This window comes from Aliiglaciecola aliphaticivorans, from assembly GCF_054782055.1.
Genome location: NZ_BAAGTF010000021.1, coordinates 57804 through 83807, shown reverse-complemented (window position 1 = coordinate 83807; position 26004 = coordinate 57804). Strand labels below are relative to the sequence as shown.

The 26004-nt window shown below is 42.2% G+C and carries 21 protein-coding genes; 6 read left to right on the top strand and 15 right to left on the bottom strand.

The window, feature by feature from the left end; genetic code table 11:
* Window positions 1-7: 7 nt before the first annotated feature.
* Window positions 8-2368 (bottom strand): TonB-dependent receptor, encoded by a 2361-nt coding sequence (locus tag ACYVIL_RS12705; RefSeq protein WP_460312668.1) that lies wholly within the window; start codon window positions 2366-2368, stop codon window positions 8-10.
* 192 nt (window positions 2369-2560) lie between these two features.
* Between ACYVIL_RS12705 and ACYVIL_RS12700 the strand changes: the two genes are divergently transcribed.
* The gene (locus tag ACYVIL_RS12700; RefSeq protein ID WP_460312667.1) at window positions 2561-3598 is read left to right on the top strand and encodes a sigma-54 interaction domain-containing protein; all 1038 of its coding nucleotides are present in this window, start codon (window positions 2561-2563) and stop codon (window positions 3596-3598) included.
* A gap of 201 nt (window positions 3599-3799) precedes the next feature.
* Here the strand turns inward: ACYVIL_RS12700 and glmS are convergent, their stop codons facing one another.
* Together glmS and ACYVIL_RS12690 are read right to left on the bottom strand one after the other, a co-directional pair.
* A complete protein-coding gene (gene glmS, locus ACYVIL_RS12695) occupies window positions 3800-5632 on the bottom strand; it encodes a glutamine--fructose-6-phosphate transaminase (isomerizing) (RefSeq protein WP_460312666.1) in 1833 nt (610 codons plus the stop codon).
* A 9-nt stretch (window positions 5633-5641) separates the two neighbouring features.
* A complete protein-coding gene (locus ACYVIL_RS12690) occupies window positions 5642-6418 on the bottom strand; it encodes a DeoR/GlpR family DNA-binding transcription regulator (RefSeq protein ID WP_460312665.1) in 777 nt (258 codons plus the stop codon).
* Between the two features lie 213 nt (window positions 6419-6631).
* Between ACYVIL_RS12690 and ACYVIL_RS12685 the strand changes: the two genes are divergently transcribed.
* Window positions 6632-9691 (top strand): eCIS core domain-containing protein, encoded by a 3060-nt coding sequence (locus tag ACYVIL_RS12685; RefSeq protein WP_460312664.1) that lies wholly within the window; start codon window positions 6632-6634, stop codon window positions 9689-9691.
* Between the two features lie 21 nt (window positions 9692-9712).
* Here the strand turns inward: ACYVIL_RS12685 and ACYVIL_RS12680 are convergent, their stop codons facing one another.
* Both ACYVIL_RS12680 and glmU read right to left on the bottom strand, forming a co-directional pair.
* Window positions 9713-10858 (bottom strand): HDOD domain-containing protein, encoded by a 1146-nt coding sequence (locus ACYVIL_RS12680; protein ID WP_460312663.1) that lies wholly within the window; start codon window positions 10856-10858, stop codon window positions 9713-9715.
* A 145-nt stretch (window positions 10859-11003) separates the two neighbouring features.
* Window positions 11004-12365 (bottom strand): bifunctional UDP-N-acetylglucosamine diphosphorylase/glucosamine-1-phosphate N-acetyltransferase GlmU, encoded by a 1362-nt coding sequence (gene glmU, locus ACYVIL_RS12675; RefSeq protein WP_460312662.1) that lies wholly within the window; start codon window positions 12363-12365, stop codon window positions 11004-11006.
* Between the two features lie 182 nt (window positions 12366-12547).
* Between glmU and ACYVIL_RS12670 the strand changes: the two genes are divergently transcribed.
* Window positions 12548-13975, top strand: a complete 1428-nt coding sequence (locus tag ACYVIL_RS12670) for a sensor domain-containing diguanylate cyclase (protein ID WP_460312706.1) — start codon at window positions 12548-12550, stop codon at window positions 13973-13975.
* 34 nt (window positions 13976-14009) lie between these two features.
* Here the strand turns inward: ACYVIL_RS12670 and ACYVIL_RS12665 are convergent, their stop codons facing one another.
* The 3 genes from ACYVIL_RS12665 to ACYVIL_RS12655 are packed head-to-tail and all read right to left on the bottom strand — an operon-like array spanning window position 14010 to window position 16755.
* Window positions 14010-14888 carry a DMT family transporter gene (locus ACYVIL_RS12665; protein WP_460312661.1) on the bottom strand — a complete coding sequence of 293 codons (879 nt, stop codon included), beginning with the start codon at window positions 14886-14888 and terminating at the stop codon, window positions 14010-14012.
* A gap of 32 nt (window positions 14889-14920) precedes the next feature.
* Window positions 14921-15391 carry a methylated-DNA--[protein]-cysteine S-methyltransferase gene (locus ACYVIL_RS12660; RefSeq protein WP_460312660.1) on the bottom strand — a complete coding sequence of 157 codons (471 nt, stop codon included), beginning with the start codon at window positions 15389-15391 and terminating at the stop codon, window positions 14921-14923.
* Complete coding sequence (locus ACYVIL_RS12655) at window positions 15388-16755, bottom strand: DNA-3-methyladenine glycosylase 2 family protein (RefSeq protein ID WP_460312659.1); 1368 nt, start codon at window positions 16753-16755, stop codon at window positions 15388-15390. The genes ACYVIL_RS12660 and ACYVIL_RS12655 overlap by 4 nt, the downstream gene beginning before the upstream one ends.
* Before the next feature lie 150 nt (window positions 16756-16905).
* On the opposite strand from ACYVIL_RS12655, the gene ACYVIL_RS12650 reads away from it, so the two are divergent.
* Window positions 16906-18066, top strand: a complete 1161-nt coding sequence (locus tag ACYVIL_RS12650) for a serine hydrolase domain-containing protein (protein WP_460312658.1) — start codon at window positions 16906-16908, stop codon at window positions 18064-18066.
* Window positions 18067-18104: 38 nt separating this feature from the next.
* Here the strand turns inward: ACYVIL_RS12650 and speA are convergent, their stop codons facing one another.
* The 4 genes from speA to ACYVIL_RS12630 all read right to left on the bottom strand — a co-directional run bounded on the left by speA (window position 18105) and on the right by ACYVIL_RS12630 (window position 21406).
* Window positions 18105-20027: a biosynthetic arginine decarboxylase gene (speA, locus tag ACYVIL_RS12645; protein WP_460312657.1), complete on the bottom strand. Its 1923-nt coding sequence runs from the start codon at window positions 20025-20027 to the stop codon at window positions 18105-18107.
* Window positions 20028-20169: 142 nt separating this feature from the next.
* Window positions 20170-20385: a helix-turn-helix transcriptional regulator gene (locus ACYVIL_RS12640; protein ID WP_303476245.1), complete on the bottom strand. Its 216-nt coding sequence runs from the start codon at window positions 20383-20385 to the stop codon at window positions 20170-20172.
* Window position 20386: 1 nt separating this feature from the next.
* The gene (locus ACYVIL_RS12635) at window positions 20387-20857 is read right to left on the bottom strand and encodes a hypothetical protein (RefSeq protein WP_460312656.1); all 471 of its coding nucleotides are present in this window, start codon (window positions 20855-20857) and stop codon (window positions 20387-20389) included.
* 108 nt (window positions 20858-20965) lie between these two features.
* Complete coding sequence (locus ACYVIL_RS12630) at window positions 20966-21406, bottom strand: nucleoside deaminase (protein ID WP_303476241.1); 441 nt, start codon at window positions 21404-21406, stop codon at window positions 20966-20968.
* Window positions 21407-21727: 321 nt separating this feature from the next.
* On the opposite strand from ACYVIL_RS12630, the gene ACYVIL_RS12625 reads away from it, so the two are divergent.
* Window positions 21728-22480 (top strand): PHP domain-containing protein, encoded by a 753-nt coding sequence (locus ACYVIL_RS12625; RefSeq protein WP_460312655.1) that lies wholly within the window; start codon window positions 21728-21730, stop codon window positions 22478-22480.
* A 26-nt stretch (window positions 22481-22506) separates the two neighbouring features.
* Here ACYVIL_RS12625 and ACYVIL_RS12620 read toward each other — a convergent pair whose 3' ends face one another.
* Together ACYVIL_RS12620 and ACYVIL_RS12615 are read right to left on the bottom strand one after the other, a co-directional pair.
* Window positions 22507-23529: a bifunctional helix-turn-helix transcriptional regulator/GNAT family N-acetyltransferase gene (locus tag ACYVIL_RS12620; protein ID WP_460312654.1), complete on the bottom strand. Its 1023-nt coding sequence runs from the start codon at window positions 23527-23529 to the stop codon at window positions 22507-22509.
* Window positions 23530-23703: 174 nt separating this feature from the next.
* The gene (locus tag ACYVIL_RS12615) at window positions 23704-24090 is read right to left on the bottom strand and encodes a DUF3224 domain-containing protein (protein WP_460312705.1); all 387 of its coding nucleotides are present in this window, start codon (window positions 24088-24090) and stop codon (window positions 23704-23706) included.
* A 353-nt stretch (window positions 24091-24443) separates the two neighbouring features.
* Between ACYVIL_RS12615 and ACYVIL_RS12610 the strand changes: the two genes are divergently transcribed.
* A complete protein-coding gene (locus ACYVIL_RS12610) occupies window positions 24444-24863 on the top strand; it encodes a hypothetical protein (protein ID WP_303476232.1) in 420 nt (139 codons plus the stop codon).
* A 52-nt stretch (window positions 24864-24915) separates the two neighbouring features.
* Here the strand turns inward: ACYVIL_RS12610 and ACYVIL_RS12605 are convergent, their stop codons facing one another.
* A complete protein-coding gene (locus ACYVIL_RS12605; protein ID WP_303476229.1) occupies window positions 24916-25692 on the bottom strand; it encodes a BPSS1780 family membrane protein in 777 nt (258 codons plus the stop codon).
* Between the last annotated feature and the right edge of the window lie 312 nt (window positions 25693-26004).

Here is a 26004-nt window from a genome sequence, read left to right as displayed (position 1 = left end):
GCGATTGTTACCAATGGTAAGAGAGCGTCACACCAAAAGTACGCGGATCACCGGGAAGTCCAGCGATCATGCCCGAACCGCCAGATACAGCCGATAGAAGTTGGAAGTAATTTGTGTCAGCAAGGTTTCTTGCCCATATAAAGGCGTTCCACTGGTTATCACTTTTAAATCCAGCTTGTGCATTTACCAGCGTATATGCATCAACCACCATAAATTCAGAGAAAGTTGGTGATGATGAGAAATCAGAGCGATACTGTACATCTGTGCTTATAAACCACTCCCCATAGCTATTAAATAGCTGCCCAGACCATACTTTTGTCAATGTTGCAGTGGATGCCCACTTAGATATACCGGGCAAACGTGTTCCGCTTGCATCAAAAACACGCACGCCGCCAGTAAGTTCGATAGGTGGGGGTGCATCGACAAAGCGGTCATAGCGTGCATCTGTATACGCAACTGAGGCATTTAAACTCAGACCAGAACCGAATTCGGCGCGAAAATCGGTTTCAACACCTGATACGCTCACTCGTTCTGCATTAGCTAAGAAGCCGCGTAATACCCCCAACTGCGCATTCACTACATTGGCCTGATAGTTTTCTATCAAGGTATCGAAGGCTGCAATATTAAGGTTTAGTCCGTTGCCTGATGCATACTTAAACCCTAACTCCCAATGACGAACATCTTCAGGCGCAACAGTTGCGGCTTCAAGAGCCAGTTGGCCATCCGCGTTATTTGGCACGCCTGACAAATTCAGACCTATAGACTTAAAAGCAGTGGCATAGGTAACATAGCTGTTCCATGTATCTGACAACTTGGCATCTAACGTAAGATTCACACTAATATTGCTGTCTGAGTTACTTGCTCCATACTGCTGCGGTCGAAGAATGCTGCGTTGAGTGGCAATAAGTGCGGGGTCGTTTGTCTCAAGTCCGCCTGTTACTACTCGATTAAAATCGACGCTTTTTCTATCGTAGTTAAAACGCACGCCAGGGTTGAAGGTTAATGCATCGGTGATTTCCCAAATAAACTGCGTATAAAGTGCAAAACTACTGAAGTCAGACTGAATATCTGAAAGCTGAGTCAGTCCGTCAAGTAACGCGGGATTGTCAGCGCCTGCGGCTGTGGGGTTCAGTAAAAAGCGGCTTGCTGCCGCGCCCTGCTGCTGTTTACCAGTAGAATCGATAGTTTGATTGAACAGGAATAACCCACTTACGACATCCAAAGAGGGGGTGAGACTCCCTTGATAGGTCAATTCTTGCGTCCATTGTGTTTGCCTAGACGGATTGGCAGATACTGTAGTTACAGGCAAACCGAGATAGTCCCTGTCACTACTTGGGTCCCAATCCCAAAATCGATAGGCTGTGATAGAGGTCAACTCTCCTCCCCAAACAGGAGTTGTGATGGTAAGTGCAGCACCACCTATATCCTGATAAGAGCGATGAGGGGTGTCAGTATCAGTGAGCCGGTCAAACGGATTTTTAGACGGCAATTGGTAGTTTAAATCTTGAATAATCGTCTCTAACTGACGATTTTCCGGTCGCAACGTCGGAGCGGTTCTTGCGTAAACCTGAGCATATCCCTCTGGGCGTTGACGCGTATAGTCTGCGCTAAATAGCGTGGTCGTTTCTCCGCCTTCATAGAGAAATTGGGAACGCAGAGTGAGATTATCTAAATCATTAAGGTCGTCCTCTGTTCGAACATTATAGAGCACCCCATCCCTATTTGTACTTGAAAAAGAGACTCTTGCGGCTAATTTATCATTCCAAATGGGGCCAGTAACACTTCCCCTGACTTGTGTATAGCCAAGGTTTCCCAAGCTAATTTCTGTTGAAGCGTTAGGTGTAAACTCAGGCTGCTGTGTGCGGATATTTATGGCACCGGCAGTGGTATTTTTGCCAAATAACGTCCCTTGTGGCCCACGCAGCACCTCTATTTGCTGAACGTCTACAAAATCGAGGGTGGCCAGTGCCGGACGTGCGAAGTAGACCCCATCGACATACATTCCTACACCTTGTTCGATGCCATCATTTGTTAGGCCGAAGGGTGATCCAAGGCCGCGAATGTTAATAGCCGTGTTGCGGGGATTTGATGAATAAAACTGAAGACTAGGAGTAAATTCAGCTACACGGCTGACGTTGAAAATGCCTTTCTCCCTGAGTACTTCATCATCAAACACTGAGACCGCAATAGGGACAGTGTTCTCCGCTTCGTTAGTTTTCCTCGCTGTAACAGAAATTGTCTCCATGTTGCGAGTGGCTGCCAAGTTATAGACATCCGAATCATCTTCAGCATAAGCTGGAAGAGCAGATATAAGGGTAAATGCCGCTGATAGAGATATCGATATAAGGTGCTTTTCAAATTTTTGCATTTTTTTCGCTTCATTGATTTGTGTCCAAGTAACCACCACATAGCACAACACATACCAATATATATCTTATTGAAAAAACGGTTTTTTTTAAATTATGAAATAATAAATTCATTTTTATTTCATAATTGCAGTTTAATAAAATACTCCCGTTATATATAGTAGATTTAATTTTATTGAGACAAGGTTAGGAACTTGGAAGCCAATCAGCGACAGACACTTCAATATCCAGAAAAAGATGAATTTGAAGATAAAGTAATCGGTGAAAATGCCGGCCTGTTTGACACTTTACGTAAAGCATCGCTTGTAGCCCCAACTGATACCACTGTTTTAATACTTGGCGAAACTGGCTCTGGAAAAGAAGTGATCGCTCGCCGCATACACTGTTTAAGCGAACGAAAAAAAGCAGCTTTTGTTCGCGTTAATTGCGGCGCAATTTCACCCGAGCTAGTAGACTCTGAACTATTTGGTCATGAGCGTGGGAGCTTTAGTGGGGCAGAGAAACTTCGGCGCGGATGGTTTGAGCGAGCGAATGGCGGAACACTGTTCCTCGATGAAGTCGGCGAACTATCGATGCAGGCCCAAGTCCGTTTGCTCAGAGTGTTGCAGGAAGGCACCCTGACCCGTGTCGGTGGTGAAGCCGATGTGCATGTAAACGTACGAATCATTGCGGCAACTCATCGAAATTTGGCCGAAATGGTGGCGGCTAAAAATTTTAGGGAGGACCTGTGGTATCGCCTCAATGTTTTCCCTATTTATCTCCCCTCACTCCGTGAGCGAATTAAAGACATTCCCGAGCTAGCTGAGCATATGGTTCGACGTGCATCAATCAAGCTCGGGCTCCCTCCTGTGTATCCGAATCAAAGGCAATTACAAGCGCTGGTTGAATATAGCTGGCCTGGGAACGTGCGTGAAATTCAAGTTGTTATCGAAAGAGCACTAATCTTAGGTCGGGGTAAGACACTGGAACTTGATGCCGCGCTGGGCAAAGAGGCAGCGTCAGTTAACAACAATAGATTAAGCATGGACGAAATGAGGAGTGATGCACCAGTGCGTATTGCGACACTAAATGAAGTAATCCAGCAACATATAGTCAGCGCGCTTCATGCCGCAAATGGTCGTGTAGAGGGACGTTTAGGGGCAGCCCAGCTACTTGGACTTAATCCAAACACGTTACGGTCAAAGATGCGCAAGTTGGGTATTAAATTTAACCGAATTCCAGTGACTGAGTAGACAACTTAATTTTATTCGGTGCGCTACATATGTTGTCCATATTACTCTGGGAAACTTTAAGAAGCAGACCACCGCTTGTGCGGTGGTGTTGGTACAAAGCGATCGTTGCGGTATGAAACTCTATTACTCAGTATGATACTTTTTTACTTAGTATGAATCTTTGTTACACTCCCACAACAGGCCTTTCGGCCCTTTTAGTCTCTATTCAACAGTAACTGACTTGGCCAAATTTCGAGGTTGATCTACGTCCGTGCCTTTTATCACTGCAACGTAATATGACAATAATTGCAGAGGTAATGTGTAGACGATAGGCGCGATAGCCGGTTCACAATGTGGGACGTTTATCACGCGCATGGTGTCGTCACTGGCGAATTTTGCTTGTCTATCGGCGAATACGTACATGATTCCGCCACGGGCGCGGACTTCTTCGACGTTTGATTTTAACTTCTCGAGTAGCTCATTGTTCGGTGCTACAACGATTACTGGCATTTCATCATCTATTAACGCTAATGGACCGTGTTTTAGTTCGCCTGATGCATAGGCTTCTGCATGTATGTAGGAGATTTCCTTGAGTTTTAACGCGCCTTCCATGGCAATGGGATATTGATCGCCACGACCTAAGAAAAGGCTGTGTTGTTTGTCGGCAAACTCTTCGGCTAGGTCTTCAATTCCAGCGGTTAAACTCAGTGTTTCTTCCAATTTAGCTGGCAAGCTATGTAGCCCACTCACGATAGACTTTTTATCGTCTTCAGACATACCATTGTACTTTCCAAGAGCTAATGTCAGCATTAAAAAGCCGGTCAACTGAGTGGTAAATGCTTTGGTAGAGGCAACGCCTATCTCTGCACCCGCTAAGGTCATAAAGGCCATGTCGGATTCACGTACCAACGATGAGCCTGGCACATTACATATTGCCAAACTCGACATATAGCCCACGCTTTTCGCTAATCTGAGGGCAGCTAAAGTATCAGCCGTTTCACCAGACTGAGAAATGGTCACCAACAAGCTATTTGGCATCACAACAGATTTACGGTAGCGAAATTCTGATGCAATCTCGACGTTACACGAGACATTTGCATATTGCTCTAACCAATAACGCGCAGTCATGCCTGCGTGGTAACTAGTACCACAAGCTATAATCTGAACATGTTTAATATCTTTTAGAATCGCTTCTGAACCAGCGCCAAATATCCCTTCTACCAGATCGGTTTCGCCTAATCGATTTTGCAGTGTATTGCGCACAACAGTAGGCTGTTCATGGATTTCTTTGAGCATGTAATGGCGATAACCACCTTTGTCACCGGCATCATGTTCAATATCTGAATCGAATACATCACGCTCGACCAAAGTACCATCTGCTGCATAAACTTTCACGGACGTGCGAGTAATTTCAGCCACATCGCCTTCTTCCAAAAACATAAAACGGCGCGTCACGGGTAGCAAAGCCATTTGATCTGATGCGATAAAGTTCTCACCAATTCCTAAACCTATTACTAATGGGCTACCGGAGCGAGCAACAATGACTCGTTCTGCGTCCATTTTATCCATAATCACAGTACCGTAAGCACCGTGAAACTGATTCACAGAATCTTGCACGGCTTGCAATAAATCTTTCCCTTTTTTCAGTTCTTCATGCACGGTATGGGCAATGGTTTCTGTGTCGGTATCTGAACCAAAGGTGTAGCCTTTACTCTGCAAATCGGCGCGCAGATCTTCATAGTTTTCGATGATGCCATTGTGCACCACGGCAATACGTTCGTCTGAAAAATGGGGATGAGCGTTTTTCTGAGTGACCCCACCGTGGGTAGCCCAGCGTGTATGAGCAATGCCTGTAGAACCTTTTATTGGGTTGGCTTTTATGGCGTCACTCAATGCTTGCACTTTACCAATTTGACGTTCCCGAGTTAATTGTCCGTTACCATCTAGCAAAGCGACACCAGCAGAATCGTATCCACGATACTCAAGACGTCTAAGTCCTTCTAACAATATTTCAACTACATTGCGTTCGGCAATTGCGCCTACTATCCCACACATAATCTTCTCCTAATGTGTTTCAAGGGTTGGAGCGCAAATCACGTTTACGCCGTGCTGTTCAATTTGATGTTTAGCTTGGTCATCGATGCCATCATCGGTAACCAATATCGATATTTTTGACCAGGGCAATTCCACATTGGGTATTTTGCGCTGCAATTTTTCTGATTCTGCCATGACGATGACCTGCTTCGACACTTCTGCCATAGTACGACTCAATGACGTTAACTCATTAAATGTGGTAGACCCTCTTTGGGTATCTAAACCAGCAGCACCTAAAAAGGCTTGGTCGAAATTATAGGCACGCAGCATTTGTTCTGCCATTTGCCCTTGAAAAGAATGAGACTGCTGATCCCAAGTACCACCCGTCATTAACACTTGCGGTTCATTTTCCCGTTCCAATAACGTATTGGCCACCTGCAGTGAGTTAGTCATAATGACTAAGCCCCTTTTAGCAGGTAAGTGAGGTATTAAGGCTGCTGTGGTGCTTCCGCTATCAATAATAATACGATTATGGTCTTGAATAAGGGTTGCAGCGGCAATCGCAATGGCTCTCTTTCGATTCGAAAGATTTTCGTTGGTTAATTCAGAAGATTCTGAAGGCAATAACACAGCACCACCAAACTTTCGAAGCAGTAAGCCATTACTTTCGAGCTCAGACAAGTCCTTTCGAATTGTCACCTCTGAGGTTGAAAATAACTTAGACAAAGCCTCTACAGCCACTTCCCCTTGTTCATTTAGGCGTTCGATGATGGCTCGACGACGTTGTTGGGTATTGCGTTTTTGCACGATAATATCCATTGATGAAAGCAATTAAATTTCGAAACGAAAGAAATAATAGATAATTAATTACGAATTGCAAGTATTTAGTTTCATACATGGGTATTTTTAACGGATGAAAAAGTTTAAGGAACACAACCTGATTGTTTTTTGTACAACCAGTATGCTTTAGACTAAAATTAATTGTACTGGGGACCATACAAGTGAAAAGGATCGTTCTAGGTGTCTACAACAAGCTATCCAACTAGCAAAACTAACACAAAGGGAAGCAATGAAACACCCCCATCCAAAAGTGTAAAGGTAGAACCTAAGTTTAAAACGTCAAAGGTCAACCCTACATGGCAGAAACTTGCTTATATAAATGATACCTGGTCAAACGACGGTCATCCACCGTCGACTATAAAGGTAGGAAATCCAAATAGTTCTCTAGAAAAAGAGGCTGACGCCGTAGCACAAAGTGTTTTGCATCAGCCTAGTTATTCCAACAAGCGCGCTTCTCAAGTAAATTTATCCACAGATCACTATCCACAAGTGATAAGAACAAAACAGCGAAGTAATTCATCCCAGCCCAAAATCACTAAGCAAGTTGAGAATATAGTTAAAAACCCCGATCAAGGCAGTCCTGTTTCTGACGACATCAAACATCCAGTTTCTCGAGTTCTAAGCAATGATTTATCACAAATCCGAGTACACCATAATTCAGCCTCAAACAGAGCAGCAAAGGATCTAAACGCCAAAGCATTTACCTTGGGTAATCATATCTTTCTTGGATCAAAACAAAGTTCTAGCGATATAGGGCTAATGGCTCACGAAATTACCCATACCCAACAAAAATCCAGTACTAAGCAAATTCAAAGAACCCCGGAAGAGGATATCTGTGAACTGGAACCCTCCATGCAATCACAGTCCCTTGCTCAATCTGTAAATCAAACATCTGAAGCTGATGGAGCTTCCTTGTTTAGTGAACAATCTGTTGAACAATATTCTGGTGATGAAATTTGTGAACCTGCTGAAAATGAATTTAGCTTCAATCCAGATGATTACAACGTAGAGGAAATGCGCAACGACACGCTAAATGTAGAATCGATTAGAGTTGAGCAATGGTTTGCTAGTAATGGCAATGTAAGCCTACCGGAAACTCCAGCTTATCAAACTTTTCGAAGACGTTTGAAAGCCGAACGGACCAAGCGGGTTGAATATGGACATTTGTGGATGACAACAGCCACCTCAACAACACCAGAAAAATTCTATATGTTGAAAGATAATAATGGCGTCGCCCTTATTATCTCCATACATCCGGAATCCGTTATTGGTACACCAAACCGCTCTTTTCCAGATCCAATTATGTCAGAGCAACAGTTTCAGGATCATTTATCCGACATCGATATTCCTATTATGTCTGAAGCTGAATATGTGGCCAGACTACGAGCTTCTGAGGCCGCCCTGATACGTGAAGAATCAGAGGCTATACGCCTATATTCGGGGGGAAATGATAATAGTCTATTTGGCTCGCCCTCTCCTATTAACTATCGTAATGAAGACAGAATTCGCCCGTACAGCGGAGGTTATTCCTTAATAGATCCTCGCGCCAGCGCTATACAGCAAACACTCCCCTACCGAAACGTTAACGTTAGAGCAGGAGATATAGGTGAGGCATTTACACCATCAGATTTAAATAGAGGCTTAACCGGTAGCAACTACAATAATGCGGGCAGAACATGGTCGGGAGATCCGCTACGTCCATTTAGAGCTACCCGGGGCAATGTGCCAATTGCTGATATACGAGTGACTTCGGGCTCACCATTTCAAGATTTATCCGTGAAAGTAACACGCCCTGGTACAGCCAGTTATAGCAGCCCAAGCGCGAGAACCCGGTTCAAGACTTATCTAAGTGGCCACAAAGATATTCTGAATACTGACGCCAGAAAATTTAAGCGATTTGCTAGTACCTATCGTCCTGACATGACTTTATCTCAAGTGAGTGACGGATTAGGTTTGGCGATACCTGAAAATCATCTAGCCGAATACAGAGCACTACTTAATAACCCTACAGGTTCCGACTTTACCAACTCAGGGACAGTTTCTAGATCACCCAATTGGAATTTAGAACCGATGAGAACAATCTATAAAGCAACCCGTTTTAACAGGCCAATTGAATTAAACGATAGTTCGCCCCCCCTACGAAATGGTGCTGAACTCTACCTAGCTAGGCAAAACGGACGAATCACACCAGCGCAGTTCGACAACCTGATTCAACAAATTGGACAACAGGCAGCATCAAGAGCTGTTGCCATACCTAATTTCAACACGAACACCATTAGATGGTATGAAAGCTTTTTAGATACCTTACCCAATAGAACTCCAACAGATATGCGAGCAGGTATTGATACCAGTACCGCTCAAGCAATTGAAGAAATGCGAAGAATACAACAAGCTAACCTGCCTGATGCGCAATTTTCAGCCGGAGACTGGCAACAAGCAAGGCGTACAACTGCGTTGCGACAAGCACCAAGAGCAACTGGATTGGGAATTGCAATCGGTGTGGGTGCAGATTACCTATTGAATGACCAAGCAAATTTAAATGACCCTGCTTATCGAGCACATTTAATCAAATTAGGCTTATTGGAGGGAGGCGCAGGCGCGGCTTCAGAAGTTGGTGAACATTACATGCGTACCAGAGCCGGTCAAATGATAATAACCGAGGGGCTAGAAGCTACCTCGGCCAAAGCTGTTGCGGCTCGATTAGGTGCTCGTGCTGTGCCTGGGGTAATAGATGCGGTTATGGAAACCTACAATATTGCCACCGATGGAAGAAAAAATTCTGCCACTGAGATTGTGGTTCGAACAGGCCGTGCAGCTGTGATTGGTGGCAGTTCAGCTTGGGCAGGAGCAGCAATTGGCACCGCCATAGGAGGTCCAATTGGCTTTGGGGTTGGTCTGCTTGCCGGTTTAGCTGTGGGTTGGCTAGGAAATCGACTCATTGGGGGGGGAGCTAGCTATTGGAATGAACGAGCACGTCAACGTCAGATACAAGAAGAGCAAGCTCGCAGACGCAGACGAGAACAAGCGGAACGAGAGAGAATAATGAACGAATTACAACGTCGACAACAACGCTTAGATATACCATTAGCATCAGAATCCTCTAGTGTTACTGGTGTAGAAGCCATATTTGGTTCTCAAACTGACAACCCCATGTTTATGGAAAGTTCACCAGATAATCAGCCTACTGTGGGTGATATTGAAGCCGAGATTTTAAGAAGTTATTTAACCCGGGATAGATAACAATTATTGGATATTTTCACATTAAGTTTCAACAGACGGGGAAATATCTAATTTATGTCTGAGCAGGTCTTTAGCTTGGTCACTCAATAATGCTTCTGCAAGCATTTCTTCTAACGCTACTTCATCGTAATCACCTGCTTGGAAGGTGAGACTGATCTCACTCATAAGGTTGGCTTCAAAAAGTGTTGCAGAAAGCGGTGATAACTCTGAGATGTTAGTTATAGAGATAGTTTGGTCTTTTACCACATCAATGATTAATGATGGCATTTCCCATATTTTCATAAGCTCCACACTAAGCAACATTGAGCGCTGACTCAGAAATTTCTTAAACACCAGTGAATCTTGCTTGAAGTCGGGGTGACTCTTTTGAAAAGCCTCCACCATAAATTGAAAAATTACGATTTTGCCCAAATCATGCATCAAACCAATAATATAAGCTGCATCGGCATTTAAATTGCGAGCTTTGGCTAGAGACTTTGCAAGCACTGCAACCTCTTGACTGTGCAACCAAACTTTTTCTCCAAATGCTTTAAAATATACCGGCTTTTGATGACATAACTTTTTCACAAAACCATTTAAAACAAACTCTTTTATATCTTTGGCCCCCATCAACATAAACGCTTTTTGTAGATCGGTGATTTCAGTGTCGCCACGTTTATAAGCAGGGCTATTAGCCTTTTTCATCAGTTCACTGGCAATACTGGGTTCTTGTTCAATGACTTTGATGAATTCAGTTAAATTAAAGTCAGGATCATTTAATAAATTAGTTAGCGTTAATACAGACTGGGGTAAAACAGGAAAGTGAGTTAGCACATCTTGCGGGCTTTTAAGGGCGTGATTTACCCGGGTCAGTATGTATTGCTCCAAGGGGTTTAAGGTTGTAGTGGTTGCAGAGGGCCCTAATAAATAATCGTAAAACAAAAACTCCAAACGGTTAAATGAGGTAACGCTAATCTTAATACTTTTTGTCGGGAGTGGAATGTCAGACACATTGGGCTCTGTAAGGCTAGTCTGTTCTGTAGTTTCCCCTGACTCGGGCTTTGCCGAAGTCACTGCTGGAACCCCTTTAGTGAGTGGTTGACTGGCTAAGGATGGGCTGGTTGCTGGCTTAAGCTTAGGTTTAGGCGCCGTGCGCTTAAACAATTTAGAAATGAGTTTTTCAAACATATTCGAATTTATTTCCAATTATTTGCTTTAAAGACCTTTTTCAGGCCTTTAAATACTTGGCGACTGTCTTAGCTTAGCACTTTTAAGTTTTTAGTTAGCAATAGATAATATTGTATTACTTTTAAAACATTTATTTGCGAATCCGTTAGGATTTTTTAGTCGGACGTTTCCAACCCTGAATATTGCGCTGCTTGCTACGCGCTATGGCCAGTTCATGATCGTCTACATTGTTGCTTACCGTTGAACCTGCACCAACCGTGGCCATTTTACCGATTGTGACAGGCGCAACTAAGGCACTGTTAGAACCAATAAATGCGCCATCACCGATGGTGGTTTTGGATTTGTTCACGCCGTCATAGTTACAGGTTATAGTACCTGCACCAATATTCGCCCCTTCACCCACTAATGTATCACCTAAATAGGTTAAGTGATTGGCTTTGGAACCTTTACCCAACACGGTTTTTTTCATCTCTACGAAATTGCCAACTTTAGATTTGTCATGCATCACCGCTCCAGGTCTTAACCGACCATAAGGACCAACACTACACCCGTTATGCAATTCGGCTTGTTCAATTATCGAGTTTGCTTCGATAACGGTATCATCGCCTATTTGGCAGTCAATTAGGATACAGTTGGGACCAATTTTCACATTGTTCCCTAAAACAACCTTTCCTTTTACAATCACATTGATATCTATGCTGCAATCTACGCCAAACGACAATTCACCACGCAAATCAAAACGATGGGGATCTAAAATATACAGGCCTTCCATTAGCAAGTTTTCAGCGGTTTCTAGTTGATAAGCTCTTTCAATCATGGCTAATTGTTTGCGGTTATTAATCCCTTCAACTTCCACTGAACTGCTGGGATGGGATGCTTTAATCACCTTTCCTTCATTGGCGGCCATTTCAATCACGTCGGTAAGATAAAACTCCCCTTGAGCATTGTCGCTATTTAGCGCAGACAACCAACGTTTCAGATCAGCTCCGCCCATGATCATCATACCGGTATTAATTTCTTTTATTTGCCGTTGTGCATCTGTGGCATCTTTGTGCTCTACAATTGCTTTTACGTTTTCGCCTTCACGAATAATGCGTCCCATACCTGTAGGATCGGCCAATTCAACGGTTAATAGTGCGAGATCAGATTGCTGCTTCACATCAATAAGCTGTTGCAATGTTTGTGCTTTAATTAAAGGTGCATCTCCCACCAAAATAAGCACATCCTCGTCATCGTTAATATGAGGCACTGCTTGTTGAACCGCATGACCAGTACCCAATTGTTCGGCTTGTAAACACCAATTAAGTTGATTATGAGCCAATGCTTCTTGCAGTTGCTCGCCACCATGACCATAGATTAAATGAATGTTTTCAGCCCCCAAGGTGTTCACAGTATCAATAATATGTTGCACCATAGGTTTATCTGCGATGGGGTGAAGTACTTTGGGTAATTTAGACTTCATTCGTGTGCCCTTACCTGCAGCCAGCACAACTACTGAAAACGTCATAGAGAATCCTTAAATCATAAAATTCTATTTATTCTAACTAAGCTCACAAAAAGGTCTAGTAATATCATCCAAAGCATATATTATTTGTCTGACTAAATTGTGTTCTAATTTTATTCGTAGAAGTATAAGCCACTTATCGTTAAGATAGCGTCTTGAGATTATTAAATGGAAAGTGGATTTCGTTGAACGCCTTTAGAACTTTACACCGTAGTATACTAATTTTATTTGCTGTAGTGGTTATCTCTATTGTGACCCTTGTGCACTTCACTGCGTCTAAAATTGTGGCTGAGCAAAGCAGAGCCCAACAACAATCCATTTCCCCCGCCATCACTCTCATCATTGATCACTTATTAGAACCTTTGCATGTGTCGAAAACCTTAGGCAAGGCCAAAGAATTACAAGATTTAATGAAAAATAAGGAGATCGACGAAAGCGCGATGTTTTCGATGCTCGAAAGGCTAGAAAATGAGTTCAATATGGAATTCTTTATTGCCAGTGAAAGCAGTCGTATTCAGTATAATTCAGATGGATCTCAATTGGCACTCGTTGAAGGAGAAGTTGATTGGTATTTTCGTTACAAAGAAGTCCCTAAGGACGCAATCGCAGATATCGGCCAATGGCAAGATCCGCACTTTTATATTGATTTAAAAATATATGATAGCAAAGGCGAATTTCTAGGATTTTTTGGAACGAGTAAGAGCCTCGATAGCTTTGTAGATATCTTCGACCAGTATAAACGCCAGTATGGCTATGATTTCATTTTTGTTGATCAAGACAACAATATTGCCCTATCTTCTGATCCCGATTTAATCGTTGAAAATGCGACATTCAAAACCTTAGAAAGCTTAGATTGGTATCAAGATATAGATGTAGACAGTCTACCCGAAGGTTCTTTGAACAATTTATTGGTAAAGACGTCAGGGATGGATGCGCTCATTGCTGAAGTTAAAGTTGATCCATTCGGTTGGACAATGTACTTATTAACTCCCCTACAAGACAGACAAACCGAAATCAGTCGTAGTTTCATCATCAGTGTCGTAACCTTATTAGTGATCATATTCGCATTATTCATGCTCATCTATCATTTGCTTTATTACTTCAAGCAAGACATGCAGAAAAATTTCCAGACAGATCCACTAACCCGTTTACCTAACCGCAATAAAGTTGAGTTGCGTTATGCCGAAATGCTGGATAAAGGACTACAGGTAGGGCTTATCTTGATTGACATTGATCACTTTAAAGCTGTCAACGACACCCATGGCCATAATGCAGGCGACAACGTTCTTAAACAAATTGCTAATATGTTGAATAACCATTTGCGTCATGGCGATGTTGTAGGCCGATGGGGAGGTGAAGAGTTTTTACTTTTATTACCTGATACCAGCCCTGAACAGGCCTACGAAGTTGCTCAGAAGCTACGTGAATATATGTCGCAAATGACTGCTTCTACGGGTTCTGCTTCTCTTCAAGTTACCGCTAGTTTCGGCGTTTCACATACCGATACCCAACGTCCTCTAACCGAAGTGGTAGGCTACGCCGACGACGCTTTATATCAAGCCAAACGAGATGGGCGTAACATTGTGAGAATGCAGCTATCAAAATCCGAGTAGTAAGTGTGAGTACTTACTATTCGTTTAACTCAACCTAGGCCAGTTTTAATTTAAATTTGATAACGCCCGTTGTTAAGCTCACACCAAGCAAAATTAATCCCGCTCCCAGCAGCATTCCTAGCGTTACTACTTCTTGTAAAAACAGTGCGCCCCAAAGTACGCCAAAAACCGGCACTAAATAAGCAACGGTAATGGCTTTTGATGCCCCTATATTGGCAATTAATCTAAAATACAAAATATAGGCAAAACCAGTACAAGCCACTCCCAATACGACTACTTGTAGCCAAGCATGGGTAGAAGGCATTTGTTGCGGCCAAAGCACCACAGCAAAGGGAATTAAAGCTAGGGTAGCGAATACCTGACTGCCAGTAGCGATAGCAAGAGTATTAATACCAGTAAGGTGTTTTTTGGTATAACAGGCGGCTATTCCATAGGCAAAGGTTGAGCCTAACGCCGCTAAAATAGGCAAGATAGACATGTGCAATTCAACCCCGGTACGAACTAAACTGATGACCACGACACCGCTAAAACCGATAAACAATCCAAACACCGCCAGTTCGTTTAATCTCTCCTTAAGCCACAAAAACGCAACTATGGCACCGAACATAGGAGCGGTAGCATTTAGAATAGAAGCCATACCTGCACCCAACAACACCGTACTATAACTAAACATAACGAAAGGAATGGCAGTATTGACCAGGCCTACAAATAAAATTGGTCGCCAATATTGCTTAACCACAAAGGCTTTTTTACGCAAAAATAGTATGGGAAGTAAACACAATGCCGCGATCCCCGTCCGCACCGCCACGAGGGCAAACGCGCCAAACTCTGGCGTTGCAGAACGCATATATAAAAATGACGAGCCCCAAAGCGCCCCCAAAAGTACGAGTTCAAAAATGTCTTTCAATCGCATTGTTTCATTTACCTTTCCTTGAACTACTGAGATTAGGAGCGCTGTTCAAAATCTAACAACCATGATTTTCGCGCTAGGCCCCCAGCATAACCTGTGAGGGTGCCATTTTTGCCAATAACACGATGGCAAGGGATAACAATAGAAAGTGGATTTTTGCCGTTCGCCGCCCCAACCGCGCGCACGGCTTTAGGGTTTTGTAATGTATTGGCTATATCGGCATAACTGCATGTCGCGCCATAGGGAATAGTGGCTAATGCCTGCCACACTTGAAGTTGAAAATCTGTCCCCTTGGCGCTCAAGGGCAACTCAAAGCGTGTTAACTGTCTTTTAAAATAGGCTTTCAATTGAGTAACAGCTTCCGTTGTAACGGGATTGCCCTGATAAAAATCTTGCTTAAGATCAGAAAAATATATGGAAACAATATTGCTGTTATTGGCGCACACTTCTATTTGCCCAATGGGTGTGTCTAAGTAACTGTAATATAAATCACTGATATTATTCATGCCATATTCCATAATTGAAAAGTAAGATAGCTTCTCCAAGGTGCGGCGTCTTGGGGTGTTAATGAATGTTGTTGAATTTGCTTTTTAATTATCAAGTCAGAATCTAACCAGATGTCCGGATTAGATAGCCCACGCATCTCGGCATACGCCACAGTCCAAGGGCCAATGCCTTTAATGCTTTGCATATCTTGCCACTCACCTTTTTGACTATAAAACGTAGCTAAGTCTCGCAGACATTGCCGGCGCTTGTCGGGCATTTTGAGAAAGCTCAAATCTGACTCTGCTATAGCCTCTGGGGTCGGAAAAAGACGCAGTTGGTTATACGTTCCACCCAGTTCTTGAGCTAATTGAGAAACCAAATTCACCGCCGCTTTAACTGAAATTTGCTGGCCCAAAACCGCACGGCAACTGGCCTCAAAAACGCTCCAAACTCCGGGAATGCGTATTCCTGAAGCAATCACGTTTTGCGGTAAACCTGTTGCGAGTAAACGTGAATAAATGACCTGAGGATCGCAATCTAAATCCAATAAACGGCGGATTTGCAGCACAACACCTTGGAAACAACTTAAATCACTGATACTCAGTTCAATATCGAAACAATGCCTATTTGAGTTATGTGTGGCAGTAAATACTCCCGTTGCTGTACCGTAAGTTAAACTCCTTGTATAACTATTTTCTGTTACTGTCTCGATACCAGCAATGGCACGTAATTTTAGAAAGTCCCTTAAATGCGTCCAGTTATAGGGCGCTCGATAAGCCAGCTGAATGTGCAGTGAAGCAGCCTCACTCTTATTCAAAGAAAGCGGTTTGGTACGCCCATTTTTGCGGATTTGTGTTGGCGTAAGCTGCAAAGTAGCGTGCATGTGAGCTTGTAATCGACGAGCACTGGAGAAGCCACTGGCAATTGCAACATCTTCGATACTTAACTCACTATTATGCAGCAGATTTTTAGCTATCAACAACTGATCAAACAAACGAAACTTTTTCGGTGATATTCCGAGTTTTTGCTGAAAAAGCTCACGCAAATAGCGATCACTTACGCCTAGTTTGCCACAAATGTCCAACACTGTTAATTCTGGGTGAGCACGCAGCAATTTAATACCCCGCTCAAGTGTTGTGGTAGTGCCCTTCCATGCACAGGACCCTGGCGCGCTATCAGGTCGACAGCGTAAACAAGGCCGAAAACCAGCTTGCATGGCCAGCGGTGCAAGTTGGTAATATTCAACATTTTCTTCTTTCGGTGAAGGTGCGGGACAGATTGGTCGACAAAATATCCCGGTACTTTTTACAGCAACATAAAATTGACCGTCAAAACGAGGATCACGTGATTTACGCGCTTGTTGATATATTTGAATTGTATCCATAACCGCCACTTTTACCTTATATATCCCAAGTGTACCTGCAAAAGTTGAATAACACGCGCTGAAAACGGAACTGATATATTTTTGGTTCATCAATCTTGTGAATGGATTTGTCTGTTGTTTCGCCTTCCTTCACCTAGTATCCTTATAGGGATGAGAAGCTTAACTTTAATTATCCTTTTTTGGTTTACCGTATTTACCTGCCCCTCTGCTTTTGCAAAGGAAGATAGTTGGTTGTACGACTTTGCCTCAAAAACCCAAGCACAAGCTATGAAGCATAATGTTCCTGGTTATATTCTGGTTTTTGTACGTAAAGGCGAACCAGCCAAAGTAATTAGCTATGGCCTAACAGAAAATTTTGGTGAGAAAATCGACGGCGATACGGTTTTCAGATTGGCTTCTGTGTCGAAAACATTCGCCGGTATATTGATGGCCAAAAAAGTCGCTGAAAAACAGTTCACTTGGCAAACCCCCATACTGGAAATTGTACCCGAATATGGTTTTAATCGTTTAGATCCCAACCCCATTACCCTTGGGCATTTATTGAGTCAGTCAAGTGGCTATATACCTAATGCTTACGACAATTTAATAGAAGCCAATTACTCCTTAAAACGCGTTCTAGGACAACTGGCAAAGTTAGAACCACTGTGTTCTCCGGGGAAATGTTATACCTATCAAAACGCCTTGTTTGGTGTCCTTGAAGATTATTACTTTAATCAAAAAAGCACTTATGGCGAAGAGCTGAGTAAGAGCATTTTTGAACCATTAAAGATGCCCCATGCCAGCACAGGTAGACAAGGTTTACAGAGTTCGCCAAAGTGGGCGAAACCCCATGTGGCAATTACTCGTTCTAAATGGCGTGAAACCAAAGTACAAGATGATTATTACCGTTTCGGACCTGCTGCGGGCGTGAATGCCAGTATAGAAGACATGGCCATTTGGGTACGCGCAATGTTAGGGGAATACCCAGAGATTATTTCCCCAGAGATTGTGAAAACCGTCACCGCAGAAAGAATTAAAACAAAACGTGAATTACGCAGAAGAGATTGGCGGCGATTTTTAAAAGATGCTCACTATGGATTGGGTTGGCGAATTTACGACTTTAACGGTCACAAGTTGAATTATCATGGTGGTTGGGTGAAAGGCTATCGCGCCGATGTGTCTTTCGCACCCGATCAGGAAGTAGGTTATGCAATGTTGATGAATGCAGAATCAAATCTGATCAACAGTTTTACCGCCAAATTCTGGCAGGCGTACTTTGAAACTTACGATGCTGTTCAAAAGCAACAACTGGCAAAACAAACGGGTGAGTAAACTCAAGGCGGCATTCAAAATACCGCCTTGGTGAAGTATTACGAGGTTTTTAAATAGGTATAACCTTTCAAGCAGTTTTCATAGAAATCTGTCCACTTCACACCCTCTCGTGGCTTAATTTCTCCTTCAGCAATCTTCGCGTCAATTAACTTCTTAACCGATGCCGCCATAAAGGTAGGATTGTATTGCATAATCGATAACACATTATCTACAGAGGAGCCGTTCACCACTTCTTCGATATAAAAATCGAGGGGATCATCATCATGACTGAAAATATGCACTTCATTTAGACGTCCGAATAAATTGTGCATATCGCCCATCACATCCTGATACGCCCCGGTTAGAAACATACCCAAATAGTAATCTTCACCTTTGTTCAATTTGTGCATGGGCAAGACATCTGAAATCCCTTTACCTAACACAAACTTGTCAATTTTACCGTCACTGTCGCAGGTAATATCCACCAATGAGCAATTTACATTTGGGCGCTCATTCATTCTGGACAGTGGCACTATTGGCAGAACTTGGTCAATAGCCCAGGTATCTGCTGCCGATTGAAATACCGAGAAATTACACAAATACTGAGATGATAAGTTGTAATCCAATTCTTGCATTTCTTCTGGTACAAAATCTGCGGTTTGCATACGCTCTTGCAGACTCACCATAATTTGCCAATACAAGGTTTCAATTTTAGCTAATTCCTCAAAGCTAATGACTCTAAGTTTAAAAGCAGACACCGCCTGCTCTTTATATTGTGATGCGTCGTTAAAAATTTCTTGGAGGTTTTCCTGGGTTTCCAACAAACGTATCTGGTCGCGCATATTAGTGACGAGAATATGCTCGTGTTCTTCAAAACCCGTTTCCATTTCAGCACTATTGGAGCGTATTTCTCCGACAATTTCAGCAACAACACAACTATGGTGGGCAGTAATCGCTCTGCCACTCTCGGTCACTAGGGTTGGGTGAGGCACACCTTCGAGATCACAGACTTCTTTCATTCCAAATACAACGTCGGCAACGTATTCGCCAATGGTATAATTGCGTGAGGAATCGTTGGTGGATTTACTGCCGTCATAGTCAATTCCAAGACCACCGCCCACATCCACATAATCAAGTTTGAAGCCCATATGATGCAATTCAGAGTAAATCATGGCCCCTTCACTAATTGCGTCTTTCACCGCACGTATGTCGGTTAACTGGCTACCAATGTGGAAATGCAGCAATTTAAAACACTGCCCCATGCCTTGAGCCTCAAGATAACGGGCAGCTTGAATAATCTCTGTATTGGTTAATCCGAATTTAGCTCTATCGCCACCGGAACCTTCCCACTTTCCTTGGCCTTTCACGGTCATTTTAGAGCGCAAACCTATGATAGGCTCAATATCCAGTTCTTTGGCTAATTTTACCAATAATAAAAGTTCCGAATACTTTTCAATGACGACAATAATTTTGCGTCCCAGCTTACGGGCCATCAGTGAAAGACGCATAAACTCTTCATCTTTATAGCCATTCAAAATAGTGAGGGAATCTAAGTTAGTGTTGTACGCCAAAACAGTGAGCAATTCCGCTTTAGAGCCGGCTTCTAAACCATAAGCGTATTTACTGCCCGCATCGACAATTTCTTCAACCACTTCGCGCATCTGGTTCACTTTCACCGGGTAAACACCACGATACTGTCCTTCGTAGTCAGCATTTTTTATGGTTCTGATGAAAGTTTCATTTAATAGTGCAACTTGTGAGCGCAGAATGTCATGGAATCGAAGCACCACAGGAAACTGAATACCTTCTTCTTTGATTTCTTCAATTACATCTTTAAAATCTATGCGCATTTCAGCATTGGTTACATCAGGTGTAACGTGCAAATTTCCGTTTGGACCAATCTCAAAATAATCGCCGCTCCAGCGCTTAACGCCATATAACTTCTCTGCGTCTTCAATTGTCCAATTATCGGGCTTGCTCATTTATCTACTCCGAAGTTTGCCAATATTTGAAAAAATGGGCAATTCAAAAGGAATTGCCCCATTTCTAATATTGCTCAAACAACTTAAATTCATTGTTAATAGGCAGTATTATACTTTGCTGATGTTCTAAAATGGTACTAATTTATTCAGGTTGATATTGAAAAATATCTTCAAGGTGACATTCAAACACTTCGGCCATTTTAAAGGCCACCTCTAACGAAGGGGAGTACTTACCTTTTTCAATGGCCATGATGGTTTGTCTGGTTACTCCCACTTTGTCGGCCAACGCTTGTTGGGTCATTTCATCTGCAAAGAAGCGCTTTTCACGTATACGATTAACTATGGGTATACCTGCCACCTTAATATCCTCTACGATAATTAAATAACGTGACAGAAAATCGAGCGACCTCTGACAAAATAAAACTAAACATCAATATATGCGCCGTTAACAGCGGAATTTGCCTGGACGGATAGAAATTCGACAGTTCAGGGTTATATTCTAGGGTAATAATTCTCCCGAGGGTGATAACAACCCCGAGCACTAAAATAGTATAACCAACCTGATTACCGCGATACTCAAACAGTTTATCTCTTTCATCGGCTCCCATTTCGGCGGCTTTATGATTAGTGGCTGCCAACATGCCGTGCAACACTGCCTCGACTAAAATACTCAAAACAATTGCCTGTAAGAGTAGAGTTTTTGCAACGTCTTTTGCTTCCTCCGCAGGAACACCTTCAAGCATCACGATATTGTAAAAGTAATAACCAAATATGCAGATTGTGCTAACTAAGGAAATCCAATGACTTTTTTCTTTAAATGACATATCCATACATTTTTCTCCAAGACTAATTGGATAAAATGTATACTCAAACAAACCCCATGTCAAATATATTTAACATCAGGTTAAATATAAAATACTATTTGTCAATTATAATTACTAATCAGTACCTATATCTTCATTCCATAATTCAGGAGACTCAGTTATGAATTGATCCATAAGTTGAATACATTTGGGCTCTTGAAGAACCTCTAGTTCGACCCCTCTACTTTGAAGTAATTGCTCTTCCCCCATAAAGGTCTGATTTTCACCTATTACAATTTTCGGGATTTCATACAATAAAATGGCACCCGAACACATTGAGCATGGCGATAAAGTTGTGTACAAAACACATTCACGGTAAACACTAGCGCTTTGTCGACCCGCATTTTCAAAGGCATCCATTTCACCATGTAAAATGGGGCTGCCTGATTGCACCCTGCGATTATGTCCTCTGCCGATTATTTTATTTTGATAAACAATGACAGAACCTATGGGGATCCCCCCCTCTTGTTTGCCTTTGATTGCTTCATCAATGGCTGCGGCCATGAATTTATCCATTTAGATCTCCGTCACTGTTGTGTTCGTATTAAAACCAGTTACGAACTGCATGATTGAATATTTTCGTGTTTATCAAGTTGATTTTTTGTTCTTTGATTCACCAAACTAGCATAAATTGATATACTGTTTGTGTATAGTTTTGCAACACACCTCTTGCATTGGCCAAAGCTCCTATGAATCAAATCCTGTCATGGAGGCGCAATATAAATAAGTTATAAACTTGCTCTAACGTTAACTACCCCATGGGCAACTTAGATCACATTCTCAACTCCCTAATCGGTAACATTTATGCCGTCAAATTTCTAAAGGAAACGAACCCGTATGAAAATACTTGTAGACACCCACTCTCACACCATCGCCAGCACTCATGCTTACAGCACAGTCAATGAGTATTTTGTTGAAGCGAAAAGAAAAGGGATGCAAATGTTTTCACTAACGGATCATGGCCCGCAAATGCCCGATTCCCCTCATCCTTGGCATTTTGGTAATCGTAACGTTATCCCCAGAATAATTGATGGAGTGGCGTGTTTAAAAGGAATCGAAGCCAATATATTACCGCCAGAGGGAGGTTTAGATGTGCCAGAAGGAATGAAACCATTTTTAGACTTTGTGATTGCTAGCTTTCATGAACCAGTCTTTCCCTCTGGAACGCAAGCCGTTAACACTCAAGCTGTAATTAACACCATAGCATCGGGAGATTGTCAGATCATAGGCCATCCTGGTAATCCAAATTTCCCTCTAGATTATGAGGCGGTGATCCTAGCGGCTAAAGAGCATAATGTGGTGCCTGAGATAAATAACAGCTCTTTTATTCAATCTCGCCAAGGCAGTGAACCTAACTGTATTCGCATATTGGAATTAGTGGATAAACACGACTGGAAAGTAGTGTTTTCAAGTGATGCGCACATTGCCTACAATTTAGGCAACTATGAACAATGTATTACCCATGCACAATCCATTGGCTTTCCAATTGAGCGTATCATCAATCGTGATGCAAAAACCTATTTAGCGTTTTTAGCCGAACACAATAAGCCCGTAAGTACAGAGCTAGCACAGTGGTGTGAAACTCTATAATTAAGTAAAATTTGGCTTAGATAGGATTAACTTGACTCTGGCGATGTGCCAACCCAGCGCATCGCCACATCGCACCTTTGATAACTTTTCCCATACTTTTCCATAATTTCGCGGTCATGCTGAAAACCATTTTTTTCATAGAGATGAATAGCGGCTTCACATTTTCCATTGGTCAATAAAAACAAACAGTCCACTGCTAGCAATTGCGCTTGGGCAATCACGTGCTGTAAAAGTTTCTCACCTACTTTTAAGCCACGTGCATTCTCTAATACGCCCATTTTGGTCAACTCGAATGCACCATCCCCTTTATTCAATAATGCGCAAGCGCCAACAACTCCTAATTGTGCATGCTTAGCAAACCAAATCTTGCCACCTTTATCGATAATGTATTCCTGAGGCCGACCTAAAACGAGTTTGTCGACGTCCTCGAGAACAAACATTTTTTCAATCCACTGACGGTTAATTTGCTCAAAGAATGGCGCTAATTCAGGTTCAAACTCTAGAAAGGTGAGGGGGCTTGTTCTCATGTCAGTATCCACAATATTGGTATTTTCTAAGGAATTTAATTGTTCGAAATGATCTTTACTACGCTCAAGCAATGAACGCTCTTTAAGAGCTTTCTCGAAAGTTTGTAATGAGCCATAAAAGTGATTTTCAAATTCTGCACATAGATCTTTAGCCGCTTTATCAACAGCCACCCACACTGGACGCATTTCGTCTACTTTTTGGCGGCCTAAAAGTGACAAGCTAAGTATTCTTTTTCTTGAATCCTCGCTGTCTAGGGTAATGTTAATGAGTTTTTTAGATGCAAGTTGTCGACTAAATTGACTCAGAGCAGGTTGAGTTAAGCCCAATAAATTGGCGGCTTCAACCACACTTACCTGTTGTTTTTTGTCTAATAAAGCCAGCAATGTGAACCACTTGGGCTGGATATTCATATTAAAATGCTGATAAACCGCCGCGGCATCAGCCATCATTCTTTCGCTGACCCGCTTTAAACGACTGCCTAATGCTAGCTCACCTAATTCATTTAAAAAATCTTCGTTCATACAAACCTCTCTATATAAACATTTATATAACTGCTTATATATAAATGCAAGTAAAACAATCAAATCAATTCACTTTATTATTTTACTTAAATAGAAATTAAGGATTAGAACGTCGCGGCTGGGTGTGCCACTTTATTATATTGAAAGAGACTCTTTCAACAGCCCTTTAAATCACTAAGGCAATTTGTAATCAAAAATATAAAAATGCTGGCCGTCTTCAATTTCAATATTCATTGTGCCTATTATACCTGACAAGTCACCACTGCCAGAGTCTGGAACAACTATAATCTCTAAAGACTGCTCGCCTTTGTTCATAACACCTTTGTGCAATAAAACAAAAACACCCGTCTTGCCCTCAAGGGTGCCAGTGAACGATTCCATTGCCACATAACCAGCAGATCCCTTCACTTCTGTCATATGGCTTAGCATTTGACCTGTCGATTTGCCTTCAAGCTTGCCATAGTAAGTTTTATCCAAGGTCATTCTGCCCATTGAAAAGTCTACGTCGGTTTGTGGTTGCATGGTGACTTCGAACTTGCCTTTGACCATTTCAGTGTTCAAATTTGGATCTCCTGAATAAATAACTTGCGCATACGGCACAACAATCAAGCCTATAAAACAGGCAGTTGCTATCACCAAAATAGTTTTTAGATTGTGCATTTCCATGTCTCAAATTGAATCCTTCAATGGCAATAATGTTAACACAAAAGCTGTATATAAAGACAGTTTTCAATCTCCTAAACTGACTATCAGAATTAAGATTAGGTCCAATTGAAAAGATTTGATTTACGCATTTAAATGAAGGGGAGCACTCTAAATATACAACGCTTCCTTGTGAGCCGTTTTTTTGTCTGCAATACTGATATCTAACAGTCAAACCATTGACTTTACCCATTCATAATAAGGAAAGAACGTTGAATACAATGACACCTAACGCCCTTCATCAAGAATGGACAACATTACAGTATCAGTACGACAGCTATGAGAAGTTTTCTTTATTGATTAAGGTGTTTAGTGGAGTGATATGCAGTTTTTTAGTCTTGCATGTACAACTAGACTTTATCATCCCATTGCTATGTGGTGTATTTTGGATGTTGGACGGCATTTGGAAAACGTTTCAAGGCAGAATATCGGATCGTCTGTTAATCGTTGAAAAAGGTTTGTTGAATCCAATTCAAGACGATGGCATGCAATATAATAGTTTGTGGGAAGTTAATCGTCCTAGCAGCACGAAATTAGCGGCTAGTTACCTAACCAATGCTTTGACGCCGACAGTTTTAGCGCCTCATTTAATGCTCATTTTCATCGCTTCAATGGGGGCTTACCTGTCTTAATATTAAACATTGGATTCACTAGCTGCTAGTGAATCCAATGATAACTAGTGACTTAAACCGCTTTACTTAGATAGATTGAACGATAAGAAACATACATGGATGTAAACAACAAAGGAATAACAACCAACAATCCTAGCGCCAGCGGTATTGCACCTAAAATATACAGCACTAACATCACTATGCCGTAAACTAAGAATGGCATCACGTTTTTAAAGCAGCCGATAAAGCTCGCTTTCATTGCTGCGAAAACCGGCATATCTTGTAAAACGATTAAAGCAGGGGCGAACCACACCGCCATGACCATTGGTAACATTAATGCCATTGCGACTAAAAATGATAACCAAAATTGGGTACCCATCATTTCAGGATTACTTTCTCCTGCAAGGATATCCATGTATACCGACCCCATAGCAACAAACATAACGACGATACTAATAACGGCGCCAATTGCAGATAGTCCCACCAGCCTGCCAGCGCGATAAGAAAACCCAGCGAACAGATATTTAATATCAAAGGGTTTGCCTTCTGCGGCAGCCTGACAACCCAGCATTAGTCCACCAACCCAAATATAGGTTAAAAACATACTAATAAGGGAACCAACAAACGGAATGATATTGATAACGATTGCAACAATAAAGCCAACAATCATTGTTACTATCCACATTCCTATATCTTGTTTAAATAAACTAAAGCCCTCAGATATCCATGTCATTCCATCGCCAACAGCTTTATTTGATGGCCCAGTATAAACCCACTCTCCAGAAGGTGCCTCGGTCGAAGTGAGATCAGACTCCGGCGCTTGATACGGGCTATTTTCATTATTATCCATTTTTTTATTCCTCTGTAGATTCCCAACATCACTAGTACATACAATTTTTCTAGTGATTTCTATTCCAGAAACGAAATTATCATTAGAATCCCTACAAATACAACTTTTATACAAAAATCCTGTAGTCGGGTGCTTTAGCCCCGAGAAATGCCTCGAGAAATACCCCGAGAAAACCCATGGCCTAAAGACCATGCTACAAAACCGAGAAATGCCCCGAGAAAACCCATGGCCTAAAGACCATGCTACAAAATCGAGAAACGCCCCGAGAAACTTCATGGCCTAAAGACCATGCTACAACCCCGAGAAACGCCC

Excerpts from the sequence above, each read along its gene's own strand:
- ACYVIL_RS12665 (WP_460312661.1), bottom strand. The coding sequence starts at position 14,888 with ATGCGATTGAAAGACATTTTTGAACTCGTACTTTTGGGGGCGCTTTGG.
- ACYVIL_RS12620 (WP_460312654.1), bottom strand. The coding sequence starts at position 23,529 with ATGAACGAAGATTTTTTAAATGAATTAGGTGAGCTAGCATTAGGCAGT.
- glmS (WP_460312666.1), bottom strand. The coding sequence starts at position 5,632 with ATGTGTGGGATAGTAGGCGCAATTGCCGAACGCAATGTAGTTGAAATA.
- ACYVIL_RS12630 (WP_303476241.1), bottom strand. The coding sequence starts at position 21,406 with ATGGATAAATTCATGGCCGCAGCCATTGATGAAGCAATCAAAGGCAAA.
- ACYVIL_RS12625 (WP_460312655.1), top strand. The coding sequence starts at position 21,728 with ATGAAAATACTTGTAGACACCCACTCTCACACCATCGCCAGCACTCAT.
- ACYVIL_RS12650 (WP_460312658.1), top strand. The coding sequence starts at position 16,906 with ATGAGAAGCTTAACTTTAATTATCCTTTTTTGGTTTACCGTATTTACC.
- ACYVIL_RS12605 (WP_303476229.1), bottom strand. The coding sequence starts at position 25,692 with ATGGATAATAATGAAAATAGCCCGTATCAAGCGCCGGAGTCTGATCTC.
- ACYVIL_RS12635 (WP_460312656.1), bottom strand. The coding sequence starts at position 20,857 with ATGGATATGTCATTTAAAGAAAAAAGTCATTGGATTTCCTTAGTTAGC.
- ACYVIL_RS12655 (WP_460312659.1), bottom strand. The coding sequence starts at position 16,755 with ATGGATACAATTCAAATATATCAACAAGCGCGTAAATCACGTGATCCT.
- ACYVIL_RS12660 (WP_460312660.1), bottom strand. The coding sequence starts at position 15,391 with ATGAATAATATCAGTGATTTATATTACAGTTACTTAGACACACCCATT.
- ACYVIL_RS12680 (WP_460312663.1), bottom strand. The coding sequence starts at position 10,858 with ATGTTTGAAAAACTCATTTCTAAATTGTTTAAGCGCACGGCGCCTAAA.
- ACYVIL_RS12705 (WP_460312668.1), bottom strand. The coding sequence starts at position 2,368 with ATGCAAAAATTTGAAAAGCACCTTATATCGATATCTCTATCAGCGGCA.
- speA (WP_460312657.1), bottom strand. The coding sequence starts at position 20,027 with ATGAGCAAGCCCGATAATTGGACAATTGAAGACGCAGAGAAGTTATAT.
- glmU (WP_460312662.1), bottom strand. The coding sequence starts at position 12,365 with ATGACGTTTTCAGTAGTTGTGCTGGCTGCAGGTAAGGGCACACGAATG.